Annotated in this window: 27 protein-coding genes and 1 tRNA gene; 11 read left to right on the top strand and 17 right to left on the bottom strand. The window is 64.2% G+C overall.

Features of this window, described 5'->3' with window-relative positions; translation table 11 throughout:
- Positions 1–18: 18 nt before the first annotated feature.
- Together KM176_RS05550 and KM176_RS05545 are read right to left on the bottom strand one after the other, a co-directional pair.
- Complete coding sequence (locus tag KM176_RS05550; protein WP_160890904.1) at positions 19–1,998, bottom strand: phage terminase large subunit family protein; 1,980 nt, start codon at positions 1,996–1,998, stop codon at positions 19–21.
- Positions 1,998–2,726, bottom strand: a complete 729-nt coding sequence (locus KM176_RS05545; protein ID WP_160890905.1) for a hypothetical protein — start codon at positions 2,724–2,726, stop codon at positions 1,998–2,000. The genes KM176_RS05550 and KM176_RS05545 overlap by 1 nt, the downstream gene beginning before the upstream one ends.
- Before the next feature lie 133 nt (positions 2,727–2,859).
- On the opposite strand from KM176_RS05545, the gene KM176_RS05540 reads away from it, so the two are divergent.
- The gene (locus KM176_RS05540; protein WP_160890906.1) at positions 2,860–3,540 is read left to right on the top strand and encodes a hypothetical protein; all 681 of its coding nucleotides are present in this window, start codon (positions 2,860–2,862) and stop codon (positions 3,538–3,540) included.
- A 340-nt stretch (positions 3,541–3,880) separates the two neighbouring features.
- Here KM176_RS05540 and KM176_RS05535 read toward each other — a convergent pair whose 3' ends face one another.
- The 6 genes from KM176_RS05535 to KM176_RS05510 form a co-directional block, all read right to left on the bottom strand.
- Positions 3,881–4,459, bottom strand: a complete 579-nt coding sequence (locus KM176_RS05535) for a hypothetical protein (protein WP_160890907.1) — start codon at positions 4,457–4,459, stop codon at positions 3,881–3,883.
- 287 nt (positions 4,460–4,746) lie between these two features.
- Positions 4,747–5,406, bottom strand: a complete 660-nt coding sequence (gene nusG / locus KM176_RS05530) for a transcription termination/antitermination protein NusG (RefSeq protein ID WP_160890908.1) — start codon at positions 5,404–5,406, stop codon at positions 4,747–4,749.
- Positions 5,403–5,990: a hypothetical protein gene (locus KM176_RS05525; protein WP_160890909.1), complete on the bottom strand. Its 588-nt coding sequence runs from the start codon at positions 5,988–5,990 to the stop codon at positions 5,403–5,405. The genes nusG and KM176_RS05525 overlap by 4 nt, the downstream gene beginning before the upstream one ends.
- 283 nt (positions 5,991–6,273) lie before the next feature.
- Positions 6,274–6,930, bottom strand: a complete 657-nt coding sequence (locus tag KM176_RS05520) for a hypothetical protein (RefSeq protein WP_160890910.1) — start codon at positions 6,928–6,930, stop codon at positions 6,274–6,276.
- A 34-nt stretch (positions 6,931–6,964) separates the two neighbouring features.
- Positions 6,965–7,360, bottom strand: coding sequence for a hypothetical protein (locus KM176_RS05515; RefSeq protein WP_160890911.1), 396 nt, complete (start codon positions 7,358–7,360; stop codon positions 6,965–6,967).
- 103 nt (positions 7,361–7,463) lie between these two features.
- Positions 7,464–7,898 (bottom strand): hypothetical protein, encoded by a 435-nt coding sequence (locus KM176_RS05510; RefSeq protein WP_215558763.1) that lies wholly within the window; start codon positions 7,896–7,898, stop codon positions 7,464–7,466.
- Positions 7,899–8,319: 421 nt separating this feature from the next.
- Between KM176_RS05510 and KM176_RS05505 the strand changes: the two genes are divergently transcribed.
- The 10 genes from KM176_RS05505 (at position 8,320) to KM176_RS05470 (ending at position 13,313) form a co-directional block, all read left to right on the top strand.
- Positions 8,320–8,685: a helix-turn-helix domain-containing protein gene (locus tag KM176_RS05505; RefSeq protein ID WP_311136118.1), complete on the top strand. Its 366-nt coding sequence runs from the start codon at positions 8,320–8,322 to the stop codon at positions 8,683–8,685.
- Positions 8,686–9,231: 546 nt separating this feature from the next.
- Positions 9,232–9,525, top strand: a complete 294-nt coding sequence (locus tag KM176_RS05500) for a hypothetical protein (protein ID WP_160890913.1) — start codon at positions 9,232–9,234, stop codon at positions 9,523–9,525.
- A complete protein-coding gene (locus tag KM176_RS05495; RefSeq protein ID WP_160890914.1) occupies positions 9,491–9,865 on the top strand; it encodes a hypothetical protein in 375 nt (124 codons plus the stop codon). Before KM176_RS05500 ends, KM176_RS05495 begins: the two co-directional genes overlap by 35 nt.
- Before the next feature lie 2 nt (positions 9,866–9,867).
- Entirely contained in the window at positions 9,868–10,419 is a 552-nt protein-coding gene (locus KM176_RS05490) for a LabA-like NYN domain-containing protein (RefSeq protein ID WP_160890915.1), read from the top strand.
- Positions 10,416–10,550 carry a hypothetical protein gene (locus tag KM176_RS25160; RefSeq protein WP_268946102.1) on the top strand — a complete coding sequence of 45 codons (135 nt, stop codon included), beginning with the start codon at positions 10,416–10,418 and terminating at the stop codon, positions 10,548–10,550. Before KM176_RS05490 ends, KM176_RS25160 begins: the two co-directional genes overlap by 4 nt.
- Before the next feature lie 30 nt (positions 10,551–10,580).
- Positions 10,581–11,246, top strand: a complete 666-nt coding sequence (locus KM176_RS05485; protein WP_160890916.1) for a hypothetical protein — start codon at positions 10,581–10,583, stop codon at positions 11,244–11,246.
- Positions 11,243–11,425: a hypothetical protein gene (locus tag KM176_RS05480; RefSeq protein ID WP_160890917.1), complete on the top strand. Its 183-nt coding sequence runs from the start codon at positions 11,243–11,245 to the stop codon at positions 11,423–11,425. The genes KM176_RS05485 and KM176_RS05480 overlap by 4 nt, the downstream gene beginning before the upstream one ends.
- Positions 11,422–11,772 (top strand): hypothetical protein, encoded by a 351-nt coding sequence (locus KM176_RS24805; RefSeq protein ID WP_236045175.1) that lies wholly within the window; start codon positions 11,422–11,424, stop codon positions 11,770–11,772. The genes KM176_RS05480 and KM176_RS24805 overlap by 4 nt, the downstream gene beginning before the upstream one ends.
- Before the next feature lie 8 nt (positions 11,773–11,780).
- A complete protein-coding gene (locus tag KM176_RS05475; RefSeq protein WP_236045174.1) occupies positions 11,781–12,680 on the top strand; it encodes a tyrosine-type recombinase/integrase in 900 nt (299 codons plus the stop codon).
- A 447-nt stretch (positions 12,681–13,127) separates the two neighbouring features.
- Positions 13,128–13,313, top strand: coding sequence for a helix-turn-helix domain-containing protein (locus KM176_RS05470; RefSeq protein WP_160890919.1), 186 nt, complete (start codon positions 13,128–13,130; stop codon positions 13,311–13,313).
- A 217-nt stretch (positions 13,314–13,530) separates the two neighbouring features.
- Here KM176_RS05470 and KM176_RS05465 read toward each other — a convergent pair.
- From KM176_RS05465 to sufB, 9 genes are all read right to left on the bottom strand, one after another.
- Positions 13,531–13,607: transfer RNA gene (locus KM176_RS05465), tRNA-Arg, on the bottom strand.
- Between the two features lie 78 nt (positions 13,608–13,685).
- The gene (locus KM176_RS05460; RefSeq protein WP_160890920.1) at positions 13,686–14,696 is read right to left on the bottom strand and encodes a methyltransferase family protein; all 1,011 of its coding nucleotides are present in this window, start codon (positions 14,694–14,696) and stop codon (positions 13,686–13,688) included.
- Between the two features lie 184 nt (positions 14,697–14,880).
- Positions 14,881–16,101, bottom strand: coding sequence for a cysteine desulfurase (locus KM176_RS05455; RefSeq protein ID WP_160890921.1), 1,221 nt, complete (start codon positions 16,099–16,101; stop codon positions 14,881–14,883).
- Position 16,102: 1 nt separating this feature from the next.
- Positions 16,103–16,663: a Yip1 family protein gene (locus KM176_RS05450; protein WP_160890922.1), complete on the bottom strand. Its 561-nt coding sequence runs from the start codon at positions 16,661–16,663 to the stop codon at positions 16,103–16,105.
- Between the two features lie 2 nt (positions 16,664–16,665).
- Positions 16,666–17,166: a YIP1 family protein gene (locus KM176_RS05445; protein WP_160891264.1), complete on the bottom strand. Its 501-nt coding sequence runs from the start codon at positions 17,164–17,166 to the stop codon at positions 16,666–16,668.
- A complete protein-coding gene (gene sufD, locus KM176_RS05440) occupies positions 17,166–18,482 on the bottom strand; it encodes a Fe-S cluster assembly protein SufD (protein WP_160890923.1) in 1,317 nt (438 codons plus the stop codon). The genes KM176_RS05445 and sufD overlap by 1 nt, the downstream gene beginning before the upstream one ends.
- Entirely contained in the window at positions 18,482–19,237 is a 756-nt protein-coding gene (gene sufC / locus KM176_RS05435) for a Fe-S cluster assembly ATPase SufC (protein ID WP_160890924.1), read from the bottom strand. The genes sufD and sufC overlap by 1 nt, the downstream gene beginning before the upstream one ends.
- Positions 19,238–19,300: 63 nt before the next feature.
- Positions 19,301–20,926, bottom strand: coding sequence for a glycosyltransferase family 2 protein (locus KM176_RS25155; protein WP_160890925.1), 1,626 nt, complete (start codon positions 20,924–20,926; stop codon positions 19,301–19,303).
- Between the two features lie 41 nt (positions 20,927–20,967).
- The gene (gene sufB, locus KM176_RS05425; protein ID WP_375372106.1) at positions 20,968–22,506 is read right to left on the bottom strand and encodes a Fe-S cluster assembly protein SufB; all 1,539 of its coding nucleotides are present in this window, start codon (positions 22,504–22,506) and stop codon (positions 20,968–20,970) included.
- Positions 22,507–22,510: the final 4 nt, after the last annotated feature.

The following is a 22,510-nucleotide window of genomic DNA, read 5'->3' as shown; positions in this document are numbered from 1 at the left end:
AATCTGGCGGGGCCGCCTTCAGCGCCGCCGCCTCTTCCATTTCGCCTTGGCCGCCTCGAAGGTGCTCGGGCGCTCAGCCTCCGGGGCCTCTTCTGCCGGCGCTTCGGGTGGTGCAGCCTGCACCTGTGCCGCCGGCATCAGCAGGTCTTCGAAATCGCCCTGCACCGCATCGGGCGCGCTGTCGCGCGCGGCCAGCAGCGCGTCCCATTCGGCATCCTGCAGCGACCGCACGCCCAGCCGGATCGCCGCCGCCTCGGCCTGCAGGTGGGTATCCAGACCCTCGTTCGCTTGGTTCGGATCCTTGACCCAGAGCCAGCGCGTAAAGCCGCTTTTCGCCTTCTGCGCCTTGCGAGTCTCTGCCGTCAGCTGGCGGAAGTATTCGTCTTCCAGCCCGCGCGGCAGCGCGATGAAGCCCCGTTCCTCGGGATCGTCCTTCTTCAGGTTCCGGTAGAGGCCCATCTTCAGGACCGAGGACGCAAAGTTGAAGAACCGCTTGGAATAGCGCAGCAGCTTGCCGCGCCGGTTCCGCTCGCGCTTGACCTGCGCCAGGAGCGGCGCGGTTTCTGGATGCACGCCGCGCACCATGATGACCCGCGCCGCCGGGTGACGGCGCGCCCATTCCCAGACCTCTTCCGTGTAGGCGTTGCCGTCGATGGCCAGGGCGTCGATTTCCAGCTTGCGCCCGTAGGCGTTGCGGAAGCCCTGTTTCAGCAGCGCGTCCAGCTGCTGCTGGCACCGCTCTTCGCTGATATGGCCGTTGAAGACCCCGTATTCAATCACAGCGCGGCGGCGGTGCGTGCCCCAGGCCACCACCTGCCATTCCACACGGTCGCCCTGACAGTCCACGCCGCAGGTCACCAGCGGGAAGCCCGCCGGGATGCTGCCCCGCGCATAGTCCGATTGCGAAGCGCGGTCGCGGATGTCTTCCCAGGGCGGGGCCTCGCCCAGGACGCGATAGGCCCGGCCCACCACGTCGTTCATGAAGGTCTGTTCGCGCGGCGGATCCCCCTTCGCAGCCAGCCAGCTGCGCGCGATCCGCTCGAACGACTGCAGCAGCGAATAGGCCGACCAGATGTGAAAGGACCGATGCACCCGCTTCATCTTCGGGTTCGCGGCGCGCCACTCGCCGCCCTTCAGCATCTTGGCGCGGTGGTGTTCCTCGATAGCCGCGCCGCAGGCTTCGCAGGTGAAATGCGCCCGCTCGGGGTGCTCTTCATCCAGGGAGGCCAGCATGTTTTCCCACTCAAGGGTCTGCATGTGGCCGCATTCGTCATGGGGGCACGGCAGGTAGAGGTATTCCTGCGATCCGTCCTCAAAGTTCTTGGTGATCCGGCAGCCGGGCACCACCATGGGGGTGCTGATCTTGAAAATCTTGGCGAACTCATAGCCCTGCGACCGGCTGTCGGCCTGCGTCTCGGGGTCGCCCGCGCTGTTCATGTCCCATTTGGCCAGGTCATCCTGCACCTGCCGGGACATCGACACCTGAGACAGGGAGGCGGGCGAATTGGCCCCGGAAATCTGGATGGCCCCGCGCCCGTCGCGGCGTTCCTTGTAGAACACGCTGTCCTGCCCGTCGCGCGCCTTCATCGGGAAGATGCGGCGCAGGCTGGTGGTGCCCTTCAGCATCGGCCCCAGCTTCATCTTGGACCAGCGCCGGGCGTTTTCTTCGGTCGGGTGGACATAGAGGAAATCGCCCGGGTCCATGTCCATCGACCCGCCGGTGAAGATGTTGGCCAGCACCGTGCCGCCCAGCTGCGCCGACTTCGCCAGGGTGACGATCCGGCAGGGATCATCGGGCGACAGAGCCGTCAGGATCTCGTTGAAATAGCTGAAGCGTTCGCGGCTATACGGCCCCGGCAGAGGGCTTTCGCGCTTGGAAAAGACGATGTTGTCTTCGGCCCAGGCCAGGTAATCGACCGAAGGCGGCGGGTCCAGGATGTCGGCAATCACGGTTGCCACCATCCATTCCGCCGAAGTGACCCGCACGGTGATGCCCATCAGTCCTCCAACCCTTCGTCCTTCTCGCGTGCGACCGCCTCGGCGCGGGAACGTTCCTTGGCAGCGGCGCTGCGCCGGACCTTGACCATTTCCGCCCGCAGCAGGTGCAGGACATCGCGCTGCGGCAGATCGAACCGCGCCGCCAGCGCCGCCGCGAAGTCCGGCAGCGCCCCTTCGAAAATCTGCAGCATGGTGACCGCGATGCGGCCCGCCTGTTCGCGCGCATCCGCCGCAGCCATCAGCTGACCGGTGCGCTGCGCCTCTTCCGCCGATTGGACGCGGTTGCGACGCAACTGCTCTTCCAGCTTCGCCCGCTTCAGCTGGTCTTCGATGCTGTCGACCTTCCAGGGCGGCGGCTCTGGCACGGGCCAGGGCTCGATCACCTCGGAGGATCGGGGCGCGACAGGTGCGACGGGCGGCGGGGTCAGCGGCAGAGACAGGGAAGGATCTGCCTTTGCCGCCTCGACTGCCGCCCGTCGCGGTGCCGGATCCGCAGGGCCAGCTGCGAGGTCCGGCGTGGTCCGCGTGGCAATCCCATTCCCGAGGGACTGCCCGATGTCGCGGTTTCGGCGGACCTGTTCCACCGCGATCTCGTAAAGGATCTTCCCGGCCTTCCCGGCCTTGGAAAAGGCGTCCTCGCGCAGGATGTCCTTGGCCTTCCACTGGCTGACCGCCGCGCGGCTGACACCCATGGCCCGCGCGAAATCGGCCTGGCTCATTTGCTGCATGTGATGCCTCGCTCGATAGTATCACGAAACCAGCCAAAGCTTTTCCGCGAACAACTTCCGCGTTACAAAGCAGTTCGCAGCCATTTAGAATCGCCATTCAAGCAGCACATATTTTCCGGCACAGGAGAGTGACTTGGCTAGACCACGGAACACCGGAAGCAAACGCCGAGTCCGCATTTCAAACGTTGCCTTCTCCGGTCTCGATGGGGATCTGGTTGACGGATTTTGCCCGAATTGCGGCAAGACCAAATTGGTGATGCCACTCGCAGGCGACACAAATTTTCAACTTCAGGAAACAACTGTCGAGTGCGCAAATTGCGGAGCAGCCGTTACCCTATCGAACGGAGAATACGACGGCAAAGACAAGGTTTTTCATAGTTTCGCACAACACAGGCCCACCCGGCAGCAAGCACGTAGATTTGCGCATGCCGTAAAAAAGTTTAAGGACTTTAACAGCTTAAGAATCAAAAGCCGTTTGATCGGGCCCCAATTTGAAGTCGCGGTAGAGGAAGCTGGAAAGACAAGAAACCCGAGAAGGTTTCTTCATGCCGCTGCCGCAATAGCGCTCTTCTTTGCCGGCGTAGCTTCGGGAATCAATGATAGCGACGAAGTGTACCAGAAGTACGTTCGCGGTGAATTGTACTCTGCTCATGCAGCACCAGCCGCCGGACCTGATGAGCAAAGCAAGGACACACCAAGCTCAGGAGCTGAAGAAAACGCTCAAACCAAACTTCCCGATGAAACCAAGGACATAACCGAGAACAAAAATACCAACCAACCAAAAGATCAGTGGCCGCCACTTACTGATATTTAGCATCTTCGTCCTCCGAAAAGTAACATGGCTTGACTCAGCACCAAGTCGCGTAAACGTGAGGTAAAAGCACTCCGGTCGAGGTATTCTCCCTTTCTTAACCAGTTGGGTTAGATGCGGCAACTGAAGCTTCTTCAAGCCGTACTTAGTGGCACATTTTCTCTACTAGATAGTCGGCTGATACCATGGCGGTGTTAAGTGTTAATCCCCTTGTTAAGGCTTTCAAAAACCGGTGTGACTGGCGCCCCCCCGGGCCCCAGGGGCCCCGCCTGCCTTCCCGCTCCGGCACGGTCCCTGCCCCGGACCCGGCCCCCCCCCCCGGGGGATCGGCCCTCGACCCGGCCTAGGCCGCGCCGTTCAGCAGCCGGTTGAACTCATGATCCAGACGCTTCGGCAAGGCCGCCGTGACCGTCTTGGACCAGACGGCGGCGGTGGTGCCCTGCACCATTTCCTCGGGGATGAAGACGCCCGAGGTCACCTTTTCCAGCTGCGTGCGTCCGCCTGCGCGGACGAAGACATGGCCGTTCATCGTCGGCAGATCGACACGGCGCTGCGGGAAGAGGCCACCACGATAGAAGCTTTCGGCAAACCATTCCGTGCCCCGCGCCTTGCCCAGGTAGGCTTCCACGCCGTCCTTCGTCTCGCGCTTCCTGAAGTATTTCAGCGGCTCATCGGTGCCCGCGCTGATCAGCACGTATTCCGGCACGTCCCAGGAGGCCCGGCGCACCCGCAGGGACCGGCGGATGACCTTCTGCGTCAGGCCGGTCTGGGCGGCCAGCGTCTTGATGACCTGCGTGCGCCCCATGTCCCCGGCCCGGCTGACGGCGCGGGCCACGGCCTTGTCACCCTCGCGCCCGAGGCCCGCCAGCAGGTTGTCGAACCGCTGCAGACCCCGGATATCCACCTCACCAACACGGAACATGGGCACGCCCCCTGGCTGGTCCGGCAGGATCACCGGACATGAAAATGGCCCGCGCTTTGCAGCCGGGCCGTTCGGGAATTGCAGCAGCACTGCCGCTTGCTGATGATCCGCGCGGATCCGCAAGGGCATGACGGCATTCGAAGAGAAACGGGGCGAACGCCTGCGTATCTCTTCGACCGGAAGCCAAGCGTGCATCTTGCAGCAGTGGGTCGGCAACCTTCGTCAATTCGACTGTTAAGGGAGGCGGACTCATCGCGTCAACCCCCCTTAACATCTGGGGACTGCGCTTAACGCACGGCGGGCTGCAGCAGTTCGGCGCGAACCTCGACCGGTATTTCGCCGCCCAGAAGCGCCATCAGCCCCTTCACCGAAGGGCCCGTCACCTCGACCACCCGCAGGTCATGATCCTGCAACGGCCCCGCCACGACGCGGGCCAGATCGCCGGGGCGCAGATCCTGCGCGGCCTTCACCCGCTGGTGCAGGTTCGCATCCAGCTGTCCCCCGCCCCATTGCCGCATCAGCTGCAGCATCCGGGCCTCGGGGATGGCGACGGGATGCCCGCCGGTGCCCATGACGCCCGACACCACGTCCAGCGCCATCAGCTGATGCCAGCGCCTCTCGCCCACCGGCCAGCCGACGAACATCCAGTCGACCAGCAGCGGCTGGCTGACGCAGATCCGTTCCGGGTTGAACCGGTTGCGGCGCTTCATGACCTTCTTGACCGGCAGGAAGACCTGAAACCCTGCGCGCTTCAGGATGTGTTCCGGCAGGAAGACCCGGGTGCCGGTGCCGCTGATACGACGCTTCCTTACCCGGCCCTCGCGGTCGCGATAGGCTTCGAACTCGCCCCCGACCGTGGCGCGCCCGATACCGCCCACCTGCTTGCGCTTCACGCGGACGGCGAACCATTGCAGTTCCTGCGCTTCGATCTTGCCCATCATGCTCATGCGCCGCCCTCTGCCATCTGGCCCAGGTCCGCGATCCGCCGGCACTTCGCCAGCGCGTCGCGCCGCCGCTGCAGCCAGGTGCTTTCCTCCTGCGTCAGCGCCTGCCCCTGCCCTTCGAACTCGCGCAGGCGGGTCATCTTGCGCAGCGCGTCATCGGCCTGCGCGCGCACCTGACTGAGGGTGTACTTGCCCGGCCATTTCCGCGTCCGGCGAACCTCGGCCAGCAGTTCGGGCGCCCAGCCCCCGGCCAGCGCCTCATGCCCCACCTGATTGGCGAAGACGGCCCGGATCAGCGGCGAGGCGTCATCGCCCGGCGGTTCGATGTCCGAGGCCTTTTCCAGGATGCGCTGCGCGATGGGGAAGCGATCCCGATCCTTGCCGCTGGCCATCCCGGCGGCTTCCTCTTCCAGGGCGGCAATGCTGCCCGCGCTCATGTAGGCCAGCCGGGCGCACATGTCGTCCAGCATCGCCGCGAATTGGTCCTTGGTCATGGCCGAAGGCTTCACCAACCCCCGCCGCTGCAATGGCTCGACCAGCAACGCCCGCACCCTGCGGGCACCCTCTGCCTGTTCTGCACTGTCCATGGTGATGTCCCTGTTTCTCTGCACTGCCCCGGTCTGAAATTTGCGAGAGGCGGGAATGGGGGGCGGTTTGATATGGCTATTCGTCTGATCTTATCAGCCTGCCAGGACCACAAAACTTATCCACACCCCGTGCGGTCCGCACCGCGTGAAAGGTGTTTTGTTTTGTTATCTGTTATTATGTCCTATAGGGCGATTTCAGTGTGACTATCTGAAATATTTCAGCAGCGTTTCAGCTACATTTCAGTTGATTTCAGCAGTGTTTCACGTCGATTTCAGCGTGATTTCAGCGCCCTGCCGGGCGGCGACCTGCCGTAGGAAATGGCATCACATCACCCGAATAGCCAAGCACCTCTACCATGGCGCTCCGGACATTGTCATGGGTAATGTGCAGGTCGGACTGCTCGAAGAACTCTGCCATCGCGTGCAACGCCCGGCTGTCCGACAATAGCGGTTCGCGTACCTGCAGTTCTTCCATCTTCTTTTTGATCCGACTTTTTTTGACCGCCAGGTTACGCATTTCTCGCCCTGCATCGCGACTGATCTTGCGCTTGTGCATCTGCAGCACGACGCCCTGCATGAAGCCCGGATGCCCAAGGCGGCGCTGCGTCTCACCCGTTCGTTCATCCTCAACGAAGACAAATTCCCAGCCGTGCAGCACTCCCTCCCTCACCTCCAACCAATCCTCTACCGATTGGAAGCGGGCAAGAGACGCCAGTTCTTCGTCATCCGTCGGCAATGTTCCCGCAGGATCTTCCCGCATGGCTTCCGCCCAGAGGATCATCGCGGTGCCGATGTCTGCCCGTCGCCCCTGCAATACCGCCTTGCGGACGAAGGAAGAGCCCAGGAACCGGTGCCCATAGAGTGGAAACCAGTCGTGGTTGGACAATGTCTCGCCACGTTTCAGCGGCCACATGTCCGGCTGACGTTCGAAGTCTGTCATGCCCTCACCTCACTCGATTGAAATTCGGTTTGTCTCATAAGCCCGGCCCCCTTCCGGGGCTCTTGGCCGCTTGCGCGCGGTTCTGGCGGCTGGTCAGCCATTCGGTTTGCAGCTGGCCGATGTAGCGACGGCCCGCACGCGACAGGTCGCGCAGGGCTTCGTCGCGGATCTCGTACTTGCCCAGCCGCCAGGCCAGCAACGCGGGCGCGGCCCGCTGGCCGACGCGGCGCATTTCGGCTTCGTCCGCTTTGCGGCAAGTGTCGCTGCAGTAGGCCTGCCATGGGCGGCAAGGCACAAAGGGGCAGCTGCACGCCGGGTTCATGCAGACCCCGGCGGGCGAAAGCAGCGTCTGCCCCAGTTCGCGGGTCGCAAAGGCCCGAAAAGGCTCAAGATCAAAATGCACCGCCGGTGCATTTGCGAGTCTGCTCATTCCGGCACCACCCCTGCCCAGACCCCGAGATGGGCCTCTACGGGCAATTTTTCGGGGGTGGCGAAATTGGAGTTCAACAGCACCCCCATGGTGAAAGGTCCCCTCATTCCGCAGCCGCCATCCGGCCACGCGGGCCACCATCCAGCATCCCGACCAGTCGCGTCCGCGCCGTGCGCATCGGAGCCAGCGCTTCGTCCAGTTCCGCGATGGCCCGCGCGACATCATCGCCATGGCTGGATTCATGGGCCCGCAGGATGGCGTGGATCGCCTCGCCGCATTCCTTCGCAATCTCGGAGCCATCCGACAGGAGAGAGCCGGACAGCACTTCGTCCTGTTCCTCTACGCGCCGGGCCAGCAGGCGCGTCACCGGGTACTGGCCCCGCGCGTCTTCCAGGGCGATGACATCGGCCACCGTCCAGTCCAGCAGACCCGAGACCTTCTTGCTGATCGTGGCCTTGTTGGCACTGCCGCCCCACCTCGCGGCGATGCAGTCGGCAGCCGCGTCATAGCACCCGAACCAGTCGAGAATGGATCTCATGCTGGCTTGCGTCACCTTCCGGTAGTCCGTCATGGGCAACCTCTTTTCCTGTTAAGATCGCGTGCAATGCGCAAGTTGGACGGCGTGATCGGCTCCACGTCCCTCTGCCGGCTCCAACGCTTCAGTCCCCACGCTCTGCACACGTGAGAAGCGGAAGAGCTCTTCCGGGCAGTCGATCCCTTCCGCCGCGCACATTTCGCGCAGAACCAGGTACCATTTTGCCGGGAAGAGGCCGGCCACGGCTGCATTGCTCACCGTGGTCGGCACTACCCCAAGACGTTCGGCAATCTGCCGACGGCCCAGGCGGTTACAGATGTCAGAAACGCTGCACATAGGCCAGCGTTAATCCATTTTTTTTGGACTATCAACGTCCATCCCGCAGAAGGTTCATATTTTCTGGACAGCGGTTAGAACAGACTCCGTGACACACGTCGAAGGCCGACTGACCAGCATGGATATTCTTGAACAAGAAAAATTGGCCCATAAGAGCGACATGGGCGTCAAAGCCAGCGCGATCCGCGTGAAGGCTGCCAGGTATGCTGCTGGCTTTGACAGGCAGTCCGAGTTCGCGACGCGATGCGGGGTCTCGAAGACTTCTTACAACAATATTGAAAAGGGGCTTCAGTTCCCGAACCGGGACGTGATGCGCTACCTATACAGGGCGCATCGGATCGACTTTAACTTCATCATGAACGGCGATTTCGCCCAGCTTCCTGCCGATGTTCAAGCCTCCCTGTTCCCTGCCCTCCAGCGCGCAAACGATGAATGGGATCAAACAGCCAGTTGAGGTCCACCCCAAGGCGCACAGCGACGCGGGCAATCCGATAAAGTACGGGCACCTGCATTCTGCATACCTTCCTTTCTCCTCGAACCGCCTTCTGGCGGTTCTTTTATTTCCGTGACTTGCCGCCCTAGTCCCCAGGAAGCGGCTTCGACGCCTTAGGTCACGCGAGGCGGGTTCAACACGAAATTGCCATGAGCAGAGACATTTCGCCCTAGAGTGTTGCTAAATGCCCGATCCCCCTCGGCATCCGACGGGCGCAACCCAATGACATAGCCAGAGCGCCTTCACCCTCAGGTTCGTTCAGAAAACCCGAATTCCAGGCTCAAAATATCCGCTCAGTTGCGGCCCAGAGGCTCACTCTGCGGTTAGGCGCAACAGTCAAAATCCATTGTTTATGGATTTTCTTCTTGCCAGTCCATTTTTCGTGGATATTCTACCGGCATCCAACAGATGGAGGCGAATTTGGACACGACACATTCCCTTTCACTGGCAAGCGACGGGCGTCTCGCTCATCTCGCCGCCCGTGAACATCTTGCCGTTGAAAACAGCATGACGCCAGAAACGCGCGACTTCCTCGGCGACACGATGCCCGGCCTTTGCGCCGAACTGCTGACCTGGCGCCGCGCCGCCAGCGACCACCCGGCGGCCTTGGCCATGGCGCTGCGCAGCGCAGCCCTTGAAGGCCAGCTGGAACGGGCCCGCCACACAGCGCTGCACGCAGAGGAAGGCACGCTGGGCGATCTTGCCCGCGCCTGCGACATCATCCGGCGTCTGTCGCCCTCCCCGAAGGAACGCGAGGCCGCCACCGATGTACTGGCCGAAATCCACGGGCATTGTGCATGAGCTGGACCCTTCCCGTGCTGATCCCGGCGGCGATCCTCTATGCGGGCATCATCGTCTGGTCGCTCTATCAGCGCCGCTGATGCTGACCGCCCTTCTGCGTCGGCACCGCCCCGCCAAACCGCCCCGCCCGGGCCTCTTCCCGGACATCGACCTGCAGGTGACCTTTCGCCGCCCGGACGGCGTGATGATCACCGAAACAGTGCCTGTGAACGGCGGCAACCTTCTGACCGATACCGCCACCCTCGCCCGCCTTGCCCTGCGCGACCGCAGGGACCGCGATTGCGCCCGCATCCTGAGCGTCAGGCTTGCGCATCCCGCCCCCACATTCCCGGAGGATTGACCATGTTCCACCCCACCGACACCGCCGCCGCCCTGATCGACGGCCCGAATTTCTATGCCACCGCCCGCGCCCTGGGCATCGACGTGGATTACAAGCGCCTGATGGGGCTGCTGTCCCAGACCGGGCGCCTGCTGCGTGCCAGCTACTTCACGCCGATCAGCACCGCCGAGGGCGAACATGTGGCCCTGCGCCCGCTGGTCGACTGGCTCGACTACAACGGCTGGAACGTCATCGCGAAGCCGGCGCGCGAATTCACCGACGACGAAGGCCGCCGCCGCTTCCGGGGCAATACCGATGTGGATCTGGCACTGACGGCGGTGAACCTTGCCCCCCGCATCACGCACATGGCGCTCTTCACCGGGAACCGTGATTTCGCGCCGCTGGTGCAGGATCTGCAGTCCAAGGGCGTCCGGGTGACGGTGGTGTCGTCCATGAAGACCAAGCCCAGCCCCTTCGCGGCGGACGAGCTGCGCCGGGCCGCCGACACCTTCCTGGACCTCGAAGACCTGCGCCCGCTAATTTCCCGCCCCGAACGCGCCAGCGCCGCCGCATGAACCTGCGCCGCAGCCGGCGGCTTGGCATCTGGGCCGCCCGGGCCGGCGCCTTGCTTTACCTCTGCGGCCTGATCACCGGGCTGATCGCAATCGGCCTGCGGCTGGCCTCAGCCATTCCCCCGCATCCCTGACCGGCCCCGCCGGATCTTTCGAGAAAACCTATGACCCAATCCCTTCGCATCCTCATCGGTTGCGAGACCAGCGGAGTCATGCGTCGCGCCTTTGCGGCCCGTGGCCATGATGTCTGGTCCTGCGACCTCCTGCCTTCAGAAGACGGCAGCAACCGCCACATCACCGGCGACATCCGCGACCACCTGAATGACGGCTGGGACCTGCTGGCCGTCATGCACCCGCCCTGCACGCGGCTCTGCAACAGCGGTGTCCGCTGGCTGCATGTCCCGCCGCGCGGCAAGACTCGCGCCCAGATGTGGGCCGAACTGGACGAAGGCGCGGCCCTCTTCGCCGCCTGCTGGCACGCCCAGGTGCCGCGGATCGCCATCGAGAACCCGGTGATGCACCGCCATGCCCGCGAACGCCTCCCCGCCGACCTGCCGCGTCCGCAGATCGTCCAGCCCTGGTGGTTCGGAGAACCGTTCTTCAAGGCGACCGGCTTCTACCTGCGCGGCCTGCCCGCGCTGCAGGCCACCCACCGGCTGACACCGCCCCGCCGGGCCACCGATCCGCAAAGCCACGCCGCCTGGTCCGCGATCCACCGCGCCCCGCCCGGCCCCGACCGCTGGAAGATCCGCAGCCGGACCTTCGAGGGACTGGCCGCAGCTGCCGCCGACCAGTGGGGCGCCCATGCGCTGCAGGCGGTGGCGGCATGACCCACCGCCCCGAGGAAACGCCCATGTATGACGAATACACCCGCCTGAAAGAGGCCAAGGACAAGGCTCAGAGGATCGCGGACGAAACCGACAATCCCCACCTGCGCCGCGTCTGCCGTGCCCTGGCAACCGAAATGCGCAAGATGCTGCGCGGGATGCGGCAGGAGTTTATCGCATGACCCTGCCCCGGCTGCTGTCCATATCCAGCGCGGCGGCACAGCTCGGCGTCCCCGTCGAGAGCCTGCGCCGCGCCGCCGATCACCACGGCAAGACCATCCGCATCGGGCGCGCCGCACGCCTGCACCCTGACGACCTCAAGGAACTGATCGAACTATGCCGCGTCGCGCCAAAGGCCCCCGCCTCCACTGGAGAACACGTAAAGACGGACCGTCAGTCTGGGAGATCCGCGACGGAGCCCTTCGCCTTTCGACCGGCACAACAAGCCGCCCAGAGGCTGAAAGGCTGCTCGCCCTCCACATCGAAAGGAAGCACCGCCCCAACGGGCCGGCGCGACCGGAAGAGCTGACGATTTCCATGGTGCTGGCGATCTACGCGGATGAACACGCGCCGCATGTCGCCTCGCCCGCCCGCATCGGCTACGCCATCGAGGCGCTGGACCGGATCTGGCAGAACCTGCCCGTCTCGGCCATCAAGGGCGAGACCTGCCGCCGCTATGCGACGCAGCGCGGTTGCAGTGACGGCACGATCCGCCGGGAACTGGGCGTGCTGCAGGCGGCCCTGAACTACTGCCACCGCGAAGGCTATCTGGTCACCGCGCCGAAGGTGACCCTGCCGCCGAAGCCCGATCCCAGGGAACGCTGGCTGACCCGCCAGGAGGCTGCTTGGCTGCTGCGCGGCGCACGCGCCCTGAACAAGGACGGGCGTCACCTTCAGGACTTCATCCTGCATGGCCTTTACACAGGTAGCCGCAAGGCCACGATCCTAGCCATGCACATCGACAAGCCGAGCAAGATCGGCGGCCATGTCGATACGGTCAACGGCATCCTCTACCGCAAACCCCAGGGCAAGCGGGAGACCAACAAGCGCCAGCGCCCGGCCCGCCTGCCCGAACGCTATCTTGCGCACCTGCGCCGTCAGGCCAGGAACGGGCGCCAGTTCGTGGTGGAACGGAAGATCATCCGTCGGGGCGTGGAAGAACGCTGCATGGTTGCGGACATCAAAAAAGGCTGGCCCCGTGCGGTCAGCCTGGCGATGGAACTGGCAGCGGCGCGCGGGATCACCGTCAACCTGACTGGAATCACGCCTCACGTTCTCAAGCACACCGCGATCACATGGGCCCTGCAGCGCGGCGCGACGACTTGGGACGCGGCTGGATACTTCGGCACCAGCATCGAGACCATTGAACGGGTGTATGGCCATCACGCGCCGGACCACATGCAGACCGCCGTGAATGCGATGAACAAACGCGCCTGAAATCCACTGCGCATTTCAAAACTGTTGGGAATGCCTGCATAGCGATCACTGTTTGCTGTCGGTCGATACTCGCCCCCAAGGCCAACCGTCGGCAGACACGGGCTCAAGGTCACATGTCACAAACAGCACTTAAAATGTACATTAGAAGAACAGCGCCACAGGGCGCCATAGAAGGGCTTCTGTGCGCAACTTGCGCAAGCCGCCGCCCCCCACCGGGCCAAGACCCCGCCACTCTGCGGGCCAATTTAGGGGGATACAGAGGATTTTGCCGGAAGCGGCTTGCCAAACCAAATCTGGCACGCTAAAACGAAGAAGCCACGGAATCTTGCAGGATTCCGTGGCTTAAATCAAACGTCGATTCAGGACGCTAGATCTTCTGTATAGTGTGGGAATACTACATTTCCCAAATCTAGTCAACCCTGACTCGGCCGCTTTAAGGATGCCCAAATGGCTCTTATCGAACGGAAACCGAGTACCAAACTAACCTTCAGCGACGCAGTGGAGATCCACAAGCGCATCCAGCGCGGCGAATACCTCAATAGGATTGCTGCAGACTATGACGTCAACCCAGGGCGGATCAGCGAGATCAAAAATGGTAAGACGTTCTCTGGTAGCGCCGCTCAAGCGATCTGACAGAAAGGGGCCTTAGGGCCCCTTTCTCATTCGCCTAAGAGCAGTAGGCCACTGATGGCCCTTCTAAACTTATGTGGCGATTCCGGAGGAGCTTACACGCACACCTCAAACCCGAATTCTCAGCTCAAGACGAGGCGCGTCGAGCATGAATTATCCGGGTTTCCACACCAAAACGGGACCGACGGTCCAGTGTGCTTTTCCTAAGTGCTTGATTTTATGGTGCACCCGACAGGATTCGAACCTGTGGCCTCTGCCTTCGGAGGGCAGCGCTCTATCCAGCTGAGCTACGGGTGCCTGAGCGCGTCTATAGCGGCTCCCCAGGCGGGCCGCAATGGTCCGCGCACCGCCTGGGACGATTTTCTTCAACTGCCGTCAGGTCTTCGTGCCCATCGCAAGCATCGTCATTTCGGGGATCATCGTCCGGATGCCCACCTCGGCAAATCCGGCCCCTTCCAGCGCCCCGGTCAGCCATCCCGAATCCAGCGAACGCGCCTCCGGCGTGAAGGCCGTGTGCTGCAACTGCCAGAGCGCCGCGAGGGAGGGCCCGGTACGATCCTCGGCGACGATGAAATCGTGTACCAGCACGACACCCCCAGGATTGAGGACCGACATCGCCTTGCGGATCAGCCCCGCATGGGCCGCCCCCGGCACGCCAGAGAACAGGTAGGACATCAGCACGATATCCTGCCCCTCGGGCCAGTCGGCTTCCAGTGCATTGCCCTCCTGGTAGGTGATCCGGTCCGACAACCCGGCCTCCGCCACGTAGCGCCGGCCCAGGGTGGCAACATTGGGAAATTCCAGAACGGTCGAGCGCAGCTCGGAATTGCGACCGCACAGCACGATGTCAAAGGCCGCCGTGCCGCCGCCCACGTCCAGCATCCGCCGCTTGTCCGACAGGTCCAGCGCCTTGGCAAGTTGCCGCGCCGGCCCCAGCGACCCGGAATGCTGGCTCTCGGAATAAAGCCGCGCCTCCTCCGGATCAGAGAACCAGTCGGCGTAGGACTTGGTCGCCTCCGGATCCATCTCGCCGGTCAGGGCACCTTCGATCTGGTCCAGCAGCGGATACATCTGCTTGCCGACCTGCAGCCGCAGGTATTCGCCAAAATCGTACTTCGCCCCCTGCACCAGGAAGGCCTCTGCGGCGGGGGAATTGCGGAACACCCCCTCCTCCACGCTGCACAGGCCCAGGCCCGCAAGCGCCGTCAGCAGGGTCATGGCACGATCCGCGTGAATGCCTTCCGCTGCCGCCAGCGCCTCGGCCGTCATCGGCCCCTTGGCCAGGTGCGAAAACACATTCAGCTCCAGTGCCGCGAACAGGGCCTTCGACCCCATGAACCCGAATGCGATCCTGGAAATCTCGTCGGCTTCGGTCAGAAGGGTCATGCGTCTCTCCTCGGGTTATTGCATGCCCCAAGGGTAACGCCGCCCGCCGGAATGAAAACCCGATGGGCCGAAAACGACCGAACCAATGTCGCAAACGCCCAAGGCGCGCGCAGACCGGCTCTCTCATCTGGCCCCAAATATCCCCGCCGGAGGCCCGATCCGCCCGACGGCGGATCGGAAATCTTCACGCAAACAGCTCGTGCGCCAGTTCCAGCGCCTCGACCAGCGCATCGACCTCCTGGGTCGTGTTGTACATGGCAAAGCTCGCCCGGCAGCTGGCGGTGATGCCCAGCGTTTCCATCAGCGGCCCGGCGCAGTGATGGCCCGCGCGCACCGCGACCCCCTTCTTGTCGAGGATGGTCGAGATGTCATGAGCATGGGCCGCACCCTCCATGGTGAAGCTGAAGATCGCCCCCTTGCCCGGCGCCTGCCCCTGCACGTTCAGCCAGTTCAGCCCGTGCAGCTTCTCGGTCGCGTAATCGGCAAGCCTGCGTTCATGGGCGGCGATGTTCTCCAGCCCGATCTCCATCATGTAATCCAGCGCAACGCCCAGGCCGATGGTCTGCACGATGCCCGGCGTGCCGGCCTCGAACTTCATCGGCGGATCGGCATAGCAGATCCCCTCGCGTGTCACCTCGCGGATCATGTCGCCGCCGCCCAGGAAGGGGCGCATCTCGGCCATGCGCTCATGCCGGATGTAGATCGCGCCGGACCCCGAGGGCCCGTAAAGCTTGTGCCCGGTGATGGCGTAAAAATCGCAGCCGATATCCTGCACGTCCACCGGCATGTGCACCGCGCCCTGGCTGCCATCGACCAGCGTCGGGATGCCGCGCGCCCGCGCGGCGGCGCAGATCGTCTTCACGTCGACCACGGTGCCCAGCACGTTCGACATCTGGGTGATCGCGACCAGCTTCGTCTTCGGCCCCATGGCGTCGATGACCTTCTGCGGATCGAGCGATCCGTCAGCCTCCATCTCGACCCATTTAATCACCACGCCCTGGCGTTCGCGCAGAAAGTGCCAGGGCACGATGTTGGCATGATGCTCCATCACGCTCAGCACGATCTCGTCGCCGGCCTCCATCCGCGGTGCGGCCCAGGCATAGGAGACCAGGTTGATCCCCTCGGTGGTGCCCGAGGTAAAGACGATCTCTTCCTCGTGGCCTGCGTTCAGGAAGCGCTGCACCTTGCCCCGCACGCCTTCGTACTTTTCGGTCGCGAGGTTCGACAGGTAGTGCAGCCCACGGTGCACGTTGGCATATTCCTCGGCATAGCCGCGGGTGATCGCGTCGATCACCACCTGCGGCTTCTGGGCCGAGGCCCCGTTGTCGAGGTAGACCAGCGGCTTGCCGTTGACCTGGCGCGACAGGATCGGGAAATCCCTGCGGATCGCGTTGACGTCGAACATCTCAGACCTCCATGGGCGCAAGGCCCATTGCCGACAAGAGCACCGACAGGGCGATGATTGCGGCAAAAAACGTGACGCCGATCACACCGAAGGACTTCACGCGGGAATCCATGCGATGCGCGGCTGCGATGAAGCAGATCATCATGTAAAGGCCCCAGACCCCGGCGGCCGTTCCAAGGAAGGTCGCCAGAACCGGCACCAGTAGCGCGATGACGATCAGCACGACCTGGACGGCCAGGCGGATGATCTGCAGGAAGATGGTGACCCGCAGGATGTCGCGGATCTCCCCGGTGCCGCCGAACAAGCGGCCGACCCCGGTCAGCGCGGCGGCGCCCGCGACGAAGATCGCCCCGAACAGCACCGCCATGGGAATGGGCTGGCCAAACAGCCCCGGCAGCAGGCCGGCGGGCAGGAACAGCCCGTAGAAGATGCCGTTGAGCACCGAAACCAGGGCCACCAGCAGCGCCAGCGTGCCCGGCGGCAGGATCAGTCCCGCCACGATCGGCGCTGCCGCGCGCGGGTTCAGGATGCTCTGGCGCGCCAGCTCGATCCAGTATTGCATTGTCAGCCGTTCCGCTCTGTCTTGGGTCCGCGACCGGCCTCCCAGAGGCCGGCCAGCCAGAACCACAGGAATACCGCCAGCCAGCCGAGGCCCACCAGCGCTTTCTCGGGTCCCGGGCCGATAAGGCCCGCAACCAGCCCGTGCAGGACCAGCAGCGGCATCGCCGCCGCCAGTGCCCAGAACAGCGCCAGGCGTGCCCCGTAACCGCTGCCCTGCCCGCCGAAAAGCCGCATCCCCCAGTGGCTCAGCATCGCCAGGATGTAGAGCAGCAGGGGCAGGATGAACACCAGTCCGAACAGCGCCCCGCCCAGCAGCATCTGAAGGTTCTCGCCGCTTTCCAGCGCCTCGCGCGAGAGGCGCGGCCATTGCACGACGAAGATCATCACCACCGACCCCATCAGCAACGCCAGGGCGCGGTCCTCGCGCGGGCCCTGCGCCAGCAGCTGGCGCAGGACGCGGCGGGGACCGCGATAGGTGGCGGCGATGTTGCCGATCAGCGACATCAGCCGCGACGCCGCTCCAGCCATTCGGTGATGCGGCCCAGCATGATGTCGCGCAGGGTCTCGTCCTCGATCTCTTCCATGGCCGAGGCCAGGAAGGCGATCACCAGAAGATCCTGCGCCTCATGCTCGGGCACCCCGCGCGAGCGCAGGTAGAACATCGCGTCGTCGTCGATCGCGCCAGAGGTCGAGCCATGCGAACAGGCCACGTCATCGGCGTAGATCTCAAGTTCCGGCTTGGCCAGGAACTGGCTGTCATCATCCAGCAGCAGCGACTGGCTGATCTGGTAGCCGTCGGTCTTCTGGGCGTCGGGCTTGACCAGGATCTTGCCCTGGAAGACGCCCCTGGCGCCGTTCTTCAGCACCTTCTTGAAGACCTGCCGGCTTTCGCAGTTCACCGCGTCATGGGTGATGAAGACCGTGTCGTCATGGTGGAAATCGCCGTCGCCGACCGCAGCGCCGGCCACGTGGGCTACCGCGTCATTGCCGGTGAACTCGACCACCACCTCGTTGCGGGTCAGCACGCCGTTCACCGTCATGGTGAAGGACTTGAAGGTGCTTTCCGTGCCCAGGCGCGCGAAGATATGGGTCACGGCGCGACGCTCGTGATCGCGGCCCTGGGCGCGGATATGGTGGAAGCTGGCGCCATCGGCCACGTCCACTTCCATCACCTTGTTGAAGCGCGCGGCGGCGGGGCCGTTCTCCAGCAGGGTCAGGTCCGCCCCCTCTTCCAGCTTCACGACGTGATGCAGCATCGCGTCGGAAGTCTCGGAATTGTGGACATATTGCAGCGCGACGGGCTTGGTCGCCTTGGCGGTGACGCGGATCAGCAGACCATCGGTCGCCGCATAGGTGTTGAGCGCCGCAAGCGGACGCGCGACCGGATCCTGGCCCGCCTTCTCAAGCTTGCCATAGAGGCCCGAGGCCCAATGGATATCGCTGGTGGTCTCGGCCAGACGCTCGATCGAGACGCCTTCCAGCGCCAGATCCGAGCTCAGCTCCTCCGAGAAGACGCCGTCGACGAAGACCACGTTCACCCGGTCGATGGCATCGAAGATGCCCTTCTCATCCGTCGTGAAGATCGCGGCGGCGGGGGCTTCGGCCTGGGTCAGGCTCTCGGGGCGGGTGTATTTCCAGTACTCGTCGCGCGGATGCGGCAGACCTTCGGCGCGCAGGCGCGACAGGGCGTCGGCGCGGGCCTCGGCGGACCAGCCGGCCTGGGGCGCGGGTGCGAGGGCGGCAATCCGCGCCTCGCTCACCTGCGCCTTCTGCTCGGCCAGGCGCTGACGCGCCCGCTGTGCATTGGTCAGAGCGGTCATTATTCCACCTCCGCCAGGATGTCCGCGTAGCCGTTGTTCTCGACTTCCAGCGCCAGCTCGGGGCCGCCGGTCTTGACGATGCGGCCATTGGCCATGATGTGCACGACGTCCGGCTTGATGTGGTCCAGAAGGCGCTGGTAGTGGGTGATCACCAGGAAGCCGCGGTCCGGGCTGCGCAGCTGGTTCACCCCTTCGGAGACCAGTTTCATCGCATCCACGTCGAGGCCGGAGTCGGTCTCGTCCAGGATGCACATCTTCGGCTCCAGCATGGCCATCTGCAGGATCTCGTTGCGCTTCTTCTCACCGCCCGAGAAGCCGACGTTGACCGAACGCTTCATCATGTCGCCGTCGATCTTGAGGAACTTCGCCTTCTCGCGCACGGCCTTCAGGAAGTCGGCAGCCGACATTTCCTCTTCGCCGCGGGCCTTGCGCTGTGCGTTCACCGCGGTGCGCAGGAAGGTCATGTTGCCGACGCCGGGGATCTCCACCGGGTACTGGAAGGCCAGGAACAGGCCGGCAGCGGCGCGTTCCTCGGCTTCCATGTCCAGCAGGCTGACACCGCCAAGCGTCGCTTCGCCCTCGGTCACCTCGTAGCCGTCCTTGCCCGAAAGCACATAGGACAGCGTCGACTTGCCCGAGCCGTTCGGCCCCATGATCGCATGTACCTTGCCCGGCTCGACCGTCAGGTTCACGCCCTTGAGGATCTGTTTATCCTCTTCTTCAAGTTTGACGTGCAGGTTTTTGATTTCCAGCATTTTCTTGTCCTTTTCACCGGCGTCCCTAAGGCCGCCTTAGATGATCATGGCCGCCCGAGCGGCCTATCTCCAATCCGCATAGGCCCCGACGACGCGAGAGAGATCGTCGGTGGGAAACGCCATGGGAGACGCCTCGAAGATGGCCATGCGCCCGACAACCCGGCTGGGTGTCAGGTAGTCCTCGATCCAGTGGTACTCGGGCCGTTCGGTGTAGTCGTCGAACAGCACCGTGACCGGCGATGTGGTGCGCAGCAGCACCGTCATGAAACAGGCCGCCCGGAAGCGCCCGTCGATCAGCACGACATCGGGTTGACGGAACTTCTCCGCATCCCAGATGCCCGTGGCATAAAGGTGGAAGCGCTCGGCGGCGCGCCGGTTGACCGGCTTGCCCCAGGCCCCCGTCTTGCCGATATCGGCATGGTGCACCCGGACCCGGCGCCCCGGATCGCCCGCGCGCAGCGCCGTGCGGATGCGCCTGGCCCAATCGGCATCGCTTTCCACCGCAAAGACCGCCTCTGCCGGCCCGTCGAGCGCGACGAAGGTACTGCCCCCAGAGCCGTATTCCAGGATCACCCGGGCCCGTGCATAGGCGGCCCGCAGCACCTCGGCCTCGGCCTCCGGCAGCGTCAGTTCGAAGCGTTCGGGGGCCGCGATCGTGGCATCCTTCGGCCCCGCCGCAGCGGCGGCCGCCCGGGGACGGCGCACCGGCCCCTCCTCGGCTTCCAGCCGCGCCAGCGCCCCGGCGGTGCGCCGCGCCACCAGCGCCTCGGCCTGGGCCACCCCCGGCAGGGCCCGCAGCGCCGCCAGTTCGGCCTCGGTCTCGGGCAACATCCGCAGGATGGAGCGATCCTCGGCACCGTTGCGATTGTGACGCACGTAGAAATCGTCCTGGTGGCGGGTGTTGGCCGCCCCCGTCGCATCGGCCCGGTAACCGCGCCCGCGCTGCCGCTTCAGCCGGAACAGATCCGGCGTGCGCACGCAGTAGTGGTTCACCTGCGCAAGCTCGGTGCCGTATTCCTCGGACGCGACCATCTTGCTTGCGGCAAAGTCGCGGCCCGCCAGCCAATCGAGGTTGCGCAGCGAGGCCCCGTCCAGCGGCTGCCCCGACCCGGTCAGGAAATCCACGGCCCGCAGGGCGCCGGGCGTCAGCCGCGGCCGGTTGATCCCGACCTCGGCAAAACCCTCGATCCCCGGACCGGCGCGGAACAGCGTCTTGCTTTCGCGATTGGCGCCAAAGGTCGGCCGGGCGGCCCGGGTAAAGGCCTCCGACAGAACCCGGCCCGGGAAGGTCAGGTTGCCGCCATCGCCGAAGATCCGCCAGGGGATCAGCATGCCGCGCGCCTCTCCGATCTCGGCCAGCAGGTCGTCCAGATGGCCGGCCCCGGCGTGGATGTTCAGGAACTCGTCCGCATCCAGCCAGATCACCCAGTCCCCCGGCGCCACGACACCGGCGGCATTCGCCGCCTGCGCCGCCGAGACCTGGGCCGACTGACCGGGCTTAAGGTCCCGGGGGTGGTGGTCGATGATCCCGGCCTGCGCCAGCGCCTCCAGCAGCTCGTGGCTGCCATCGGTGCAGTCGTTGGAATAGATCACCATCCGGTCGAAACCGATCGCCCGGTGATAGGCGATCCATTCCAACAGGAACGGGCCCTCGTTCTTGACGGCCGAGAAAAAGACCTTCTGAACCATGACCCGACCCTTTGCCCCGGCGTACCCTGAGTCCGCAGGCCTTAGCCCACGGACCCTTCCAGCGAGATCGCGACAAGCTGCTGTGCTTCCATCGCGAATTCCATCGGCAGAGCCTGCAGCACGTCCTTGCAGAAACCGTTAACAACCAGGGCCACGGCTTCCTCTTCGTCCATCCCGCGCGAGCGGCAGTAGAACAGCTGATCGTCATCCACCTTGGAGGTGGTCGCCTCGTGCTCCACGCGGGAAGAATTGTTCTTCACCTCGATGTAGGGCACCGTGTGGGCCCCGCACTTGTCGCCGATCAGCAGGCTGTCGCACTGGGTGTAGTTGCGCGCGTTCTTGGCCTTCGGATGCACCGAGACCAGGCCGCGATAGGTGTTCTGCGCGCGGCCCGCCGAGATGCCCTTGGACACGATCCGGGACTTGGTGTTCTTGCCAAGGTGGATCATCTTGGTGCCGGTATCGGCCTGCTGGAAGTTGTTGGCGATGGCGATCGAGTAGAATTCGCCCTGTGCATCATCGCCGCGCAGGATGCAGGAGGGGTATTTCCAGGTCACGGCAGAGCCGGTTTCAACCTGGGTCCACATCACCTTCGCCCGGTCGCCCCGGCAATCGGCGCGCTTGGTCACGAAGTTGTAGATGCCGCCCTTGCCGTTCTCGTCCCCGGGGAACCAGTTCTGAACGGTGGAGTACTTAACCTCGGCGTCTTCCTCGATGATGATCTCGACCACGGCGGCGTGCAGCTGCGCGGTGTCGCGCTGCGGCGCGGTGCAGCCTTCCAGGTAGCTGACGTAGCTGCCCTTGTCGGCGATGATCAGGGTGCGTTCGAACTGGCCGGTGTTCTCCGCATTGATGCGGAAATAGGTCGACAGCTCCATCGGGCAGCGCACGCCCGGCGGCACGTAGACGAAGGACCCGTCCGAGAAGACCGCGCTGTTCAGCGTCGCGTAGAAGTTGTCCGACACCGGAACCACCGAGCCAAGGTACTTCTTCACCAGCTCGGGATGTTCGCGGATCGCCTCCGAGATCGAGCAGAAGATGACGCCGGCTTCCTTCAGTTCCTTCTGGAAGGTGGTGCCCACGGAAACACTGTCGAAGACCGCGTCCACGGCGACCCGGCGCGGCGCCTCTTCCTCGCCCTCGGGGGCCTCGGGCGCCTCGACACCGGCCAGGATCATCTGCTCCTTCAGCGGGATGCCCAGCTTCTGGTAGGTCTCCAGCAGCTTCGGATCGACCTCGTCCAGCGACTTCGGCTTCACTTCCATGCTCTTGGGACGGGCATAGTAGTACTGCTTCTGGAAGTCGATCTCGGGGTAGTCGACCATCGCCCAGGAGGGCTCTTCCTTTTCCAGCCAGCGACGATAGGCCTGCAGACGCCAGTCGGTCATCCACTCGGGCTCTTCGTTCTTGGCCGAGATCAGGCGCACGATGTCCTCGTTCAGCCCCATCGGGGCGTAGTCCATCTCGATCTCGGTGTCCCAGCCGTACTTGTAGGTCGACACGTTGCGGACGGCATCCACCGTCTCCTGGTCGACGCCTTCCTTGACTTCGGGCCCCCGGATGTCTTCGGGCGTATCCATCTTG

The sequence above is a fragment of the Pseudooceanicola endophyticus genome, assembly GCF_018760365.1.
GTDB classification, from domain to species: domain Bacteria; phylum Pseudomonadota; class Alphaproteobacteria; order Rhodobacterales; family Rhodobacteraceae; genus Pseudooceanicola; species Pseudooceanicola endophyticus.
Note: the sequence above shows the minus strand (reverse complement) of the source record. Positions and strands in the feature narration are given on the sequence as shown.

What these genes read in the sequence shown, in the direction of transcription:
- KM176_RS25160 (WP_268946102.1), top strand. Translation starts at nt 10,416, where the DNA reads ATGAACCTGCGCCGCAGCCGGCGGCTTGGCATCTGGGCCGCCCGGGCC.
- KM176_RS05480 (WP_160890917.1), top strand. Translation starts at nt 11,243, where the DNA reads ATGACCCACCGCCCCGAGGAAACGCCCATGTATGACGAATACACCCGC.
- KM176_RS05500 (WP_160890913.1), top strand. Translation starts at nt 9,232, where the DNA reads ATGACGCCAGAAACGCGCGACTTCCTCGGCGACACGATGCCCGGCCTT.
- KM176_RS05455 (WP_160890921.1), bottom strand. Translation starts at nt 16,101, where the DNA reads ATGTTCGACGTCAACGCGATCCGCAGGGATTTCCCGATCCTGTCGCGC.
- KM176_RS05525 (WP_160890909.1), bottom strand. Translation starts at nt 5,990, where the DNA reads ATGGACAGTGCAGAACAGGCAGAGGGTGCCCGCAGGGTGCGGGCGTTG.
- sufB (WP_375372106.1), bottom strand. Translation starts at nt 22,506, where the DNA reads ATGGATACGCCCGAAGACATCCGGGGGCCCGAAGTCAAGGAAGGCGTC.
- KM176_RS05450 (WP_160890922.1), bottom strand. Translation starts at nt 16,663, where the DNA reads ATGCAATACTGGATCGAGCTGGCGCGCCAGAGCATCCTGAACCCGCGC.
- nusG (WP_160890908.1), bottom strand. Translation starts at nt 5,406, where the DNA reads ATGAGCATGATGGGCAAGATCGAAGCGCAGGAACTGCAATGGTTCGCC.
- KM176_RS05485 (WP_160890916.1), top strand. Translation starts at nt 10,581, where the DNA reads ATGACCCAATCCCTTCGCATCCTCATCGGTTGCGAGACCAGCGGAGTC.
- KM176_RS05475 (WP_236045174.1), top strand. Translation starts at nt 11,781, where the DNA reads ATGGTGCTGGCGATCTACGCGGATGAACACGCGCCGCATGTCGCCTCG.
- KM176_RS05550 (WP_160890904.1), bottom strand. Translation starts at nt 1,998, where the DNA reads ATGGGCATCACCGTGCGGGTCACTTCGGCGGAATGGATGGTGGCAACC.
- KM176_RS24805 (WP_236045175.1), top strand. Translation starts at nt 11,422, where the DNA reads ATGACCCTGCCCCGGCTGCTGTCCATATCCAGCGCGGCGGCACAGCTC.
- sufC (WP_160890924.1), bottom strand. Translation starts at nt 19,237, where the DNA reads ATGCTGGAAATCAAAAACCTGCACGTCAAACTTGAAGAAGAGGATAAA.
- KM176_RS05520 (WP_160890910.1), bottom strand. Translation starts at nt 6,930, where the DNA reads ATGACAGACTTCGAACGTCAGCCGGACATGTGGCCGCTGAAACGTGGC.
- KM176_RS05460 (WP_160890920.1), bottom strand. Translation starts at nt 14,696, where the DNA reads ATGACCCTTCTGACCGAAGCCGACGAGATTTCCAGGATCGCATTCGGG.
- KM176_RS05515 (WP_160890911.1), bottom strand. Translation starts at nt 7,360, where the DNA reads ATGAGCAGACTCGCAAATGCACCGGCGGTGCATTTTGATCTTGAGCCT.
- KM176_RS05490 (WP_160890915.1), top strand. Translation starts at nt 9,868, where the DNA reads ATGTTCCACCCCACCGACACCGCCGCCGCCCTGATCGACGGCCCGAAT.
- KM176_RS05495 (WP_160890914.1), top strand. Translation starts at nt 9,491, where the DNA reads ATGTACTGGCCGAAATCCACGGGCATTGTGCATGAGCTGGACCCTTCC.
- sufD (WP_160890923.1), bottom strand. Translation starts at nt 18,482, where the DNA reads ATGACCGCTCTGACCAATGCACAGCGGGCGCGTCAGCGCCTGGCCGAG.
- KM176_RS05535 (WP_160890907.1), bottom strand. Translation starts at nt 4,459, where the DNA reads ATGTTCCGTGTTGGTGAGGTGGATATCCGGGGTCTGCAGCGGTTCGAC.
- KM176_RS05510 (WP_215558763.1), bottom strand. Translation starts at nt 7,898, where the DNA reads ATGAGATCCATTCTCGACTGGTTCGGGTGCTATGACGCGGCTGCCGAC.
- KM176_RS05470 (WP_160890919.1), top strand. Translation starts at nt 13,128, where the DNA reads ATGGCTCTTATCGAACGGAAACCGAGTACCAAACTAACCTTCAGCGAC.
- KM176_RS25155 (WP_160890925.1), bottom strand. Translation starts at nt 20,926, where the DNA reads ATGGTTCAGAAGGTCTTTTTCTCGGCCGTCAAGAACGAGGGCCCGTTC.
- KM176_RS05545 (WP_160890905.1), bottom strand. Translation starts at nt 2,726, where the DNA reads ATGCAGCAAATGAGCCAGGCCGATTTCGCGCGGGCCATGGGTGTCAGC.
- KM176_RS05445 (WP_160891264.1), bottom strand. Translation starts at nt 17,166, where the DNA reads ATGTCGCTGATCGGCAACATCGCCGCCACCTATCGCGGTCCCCGCCGC.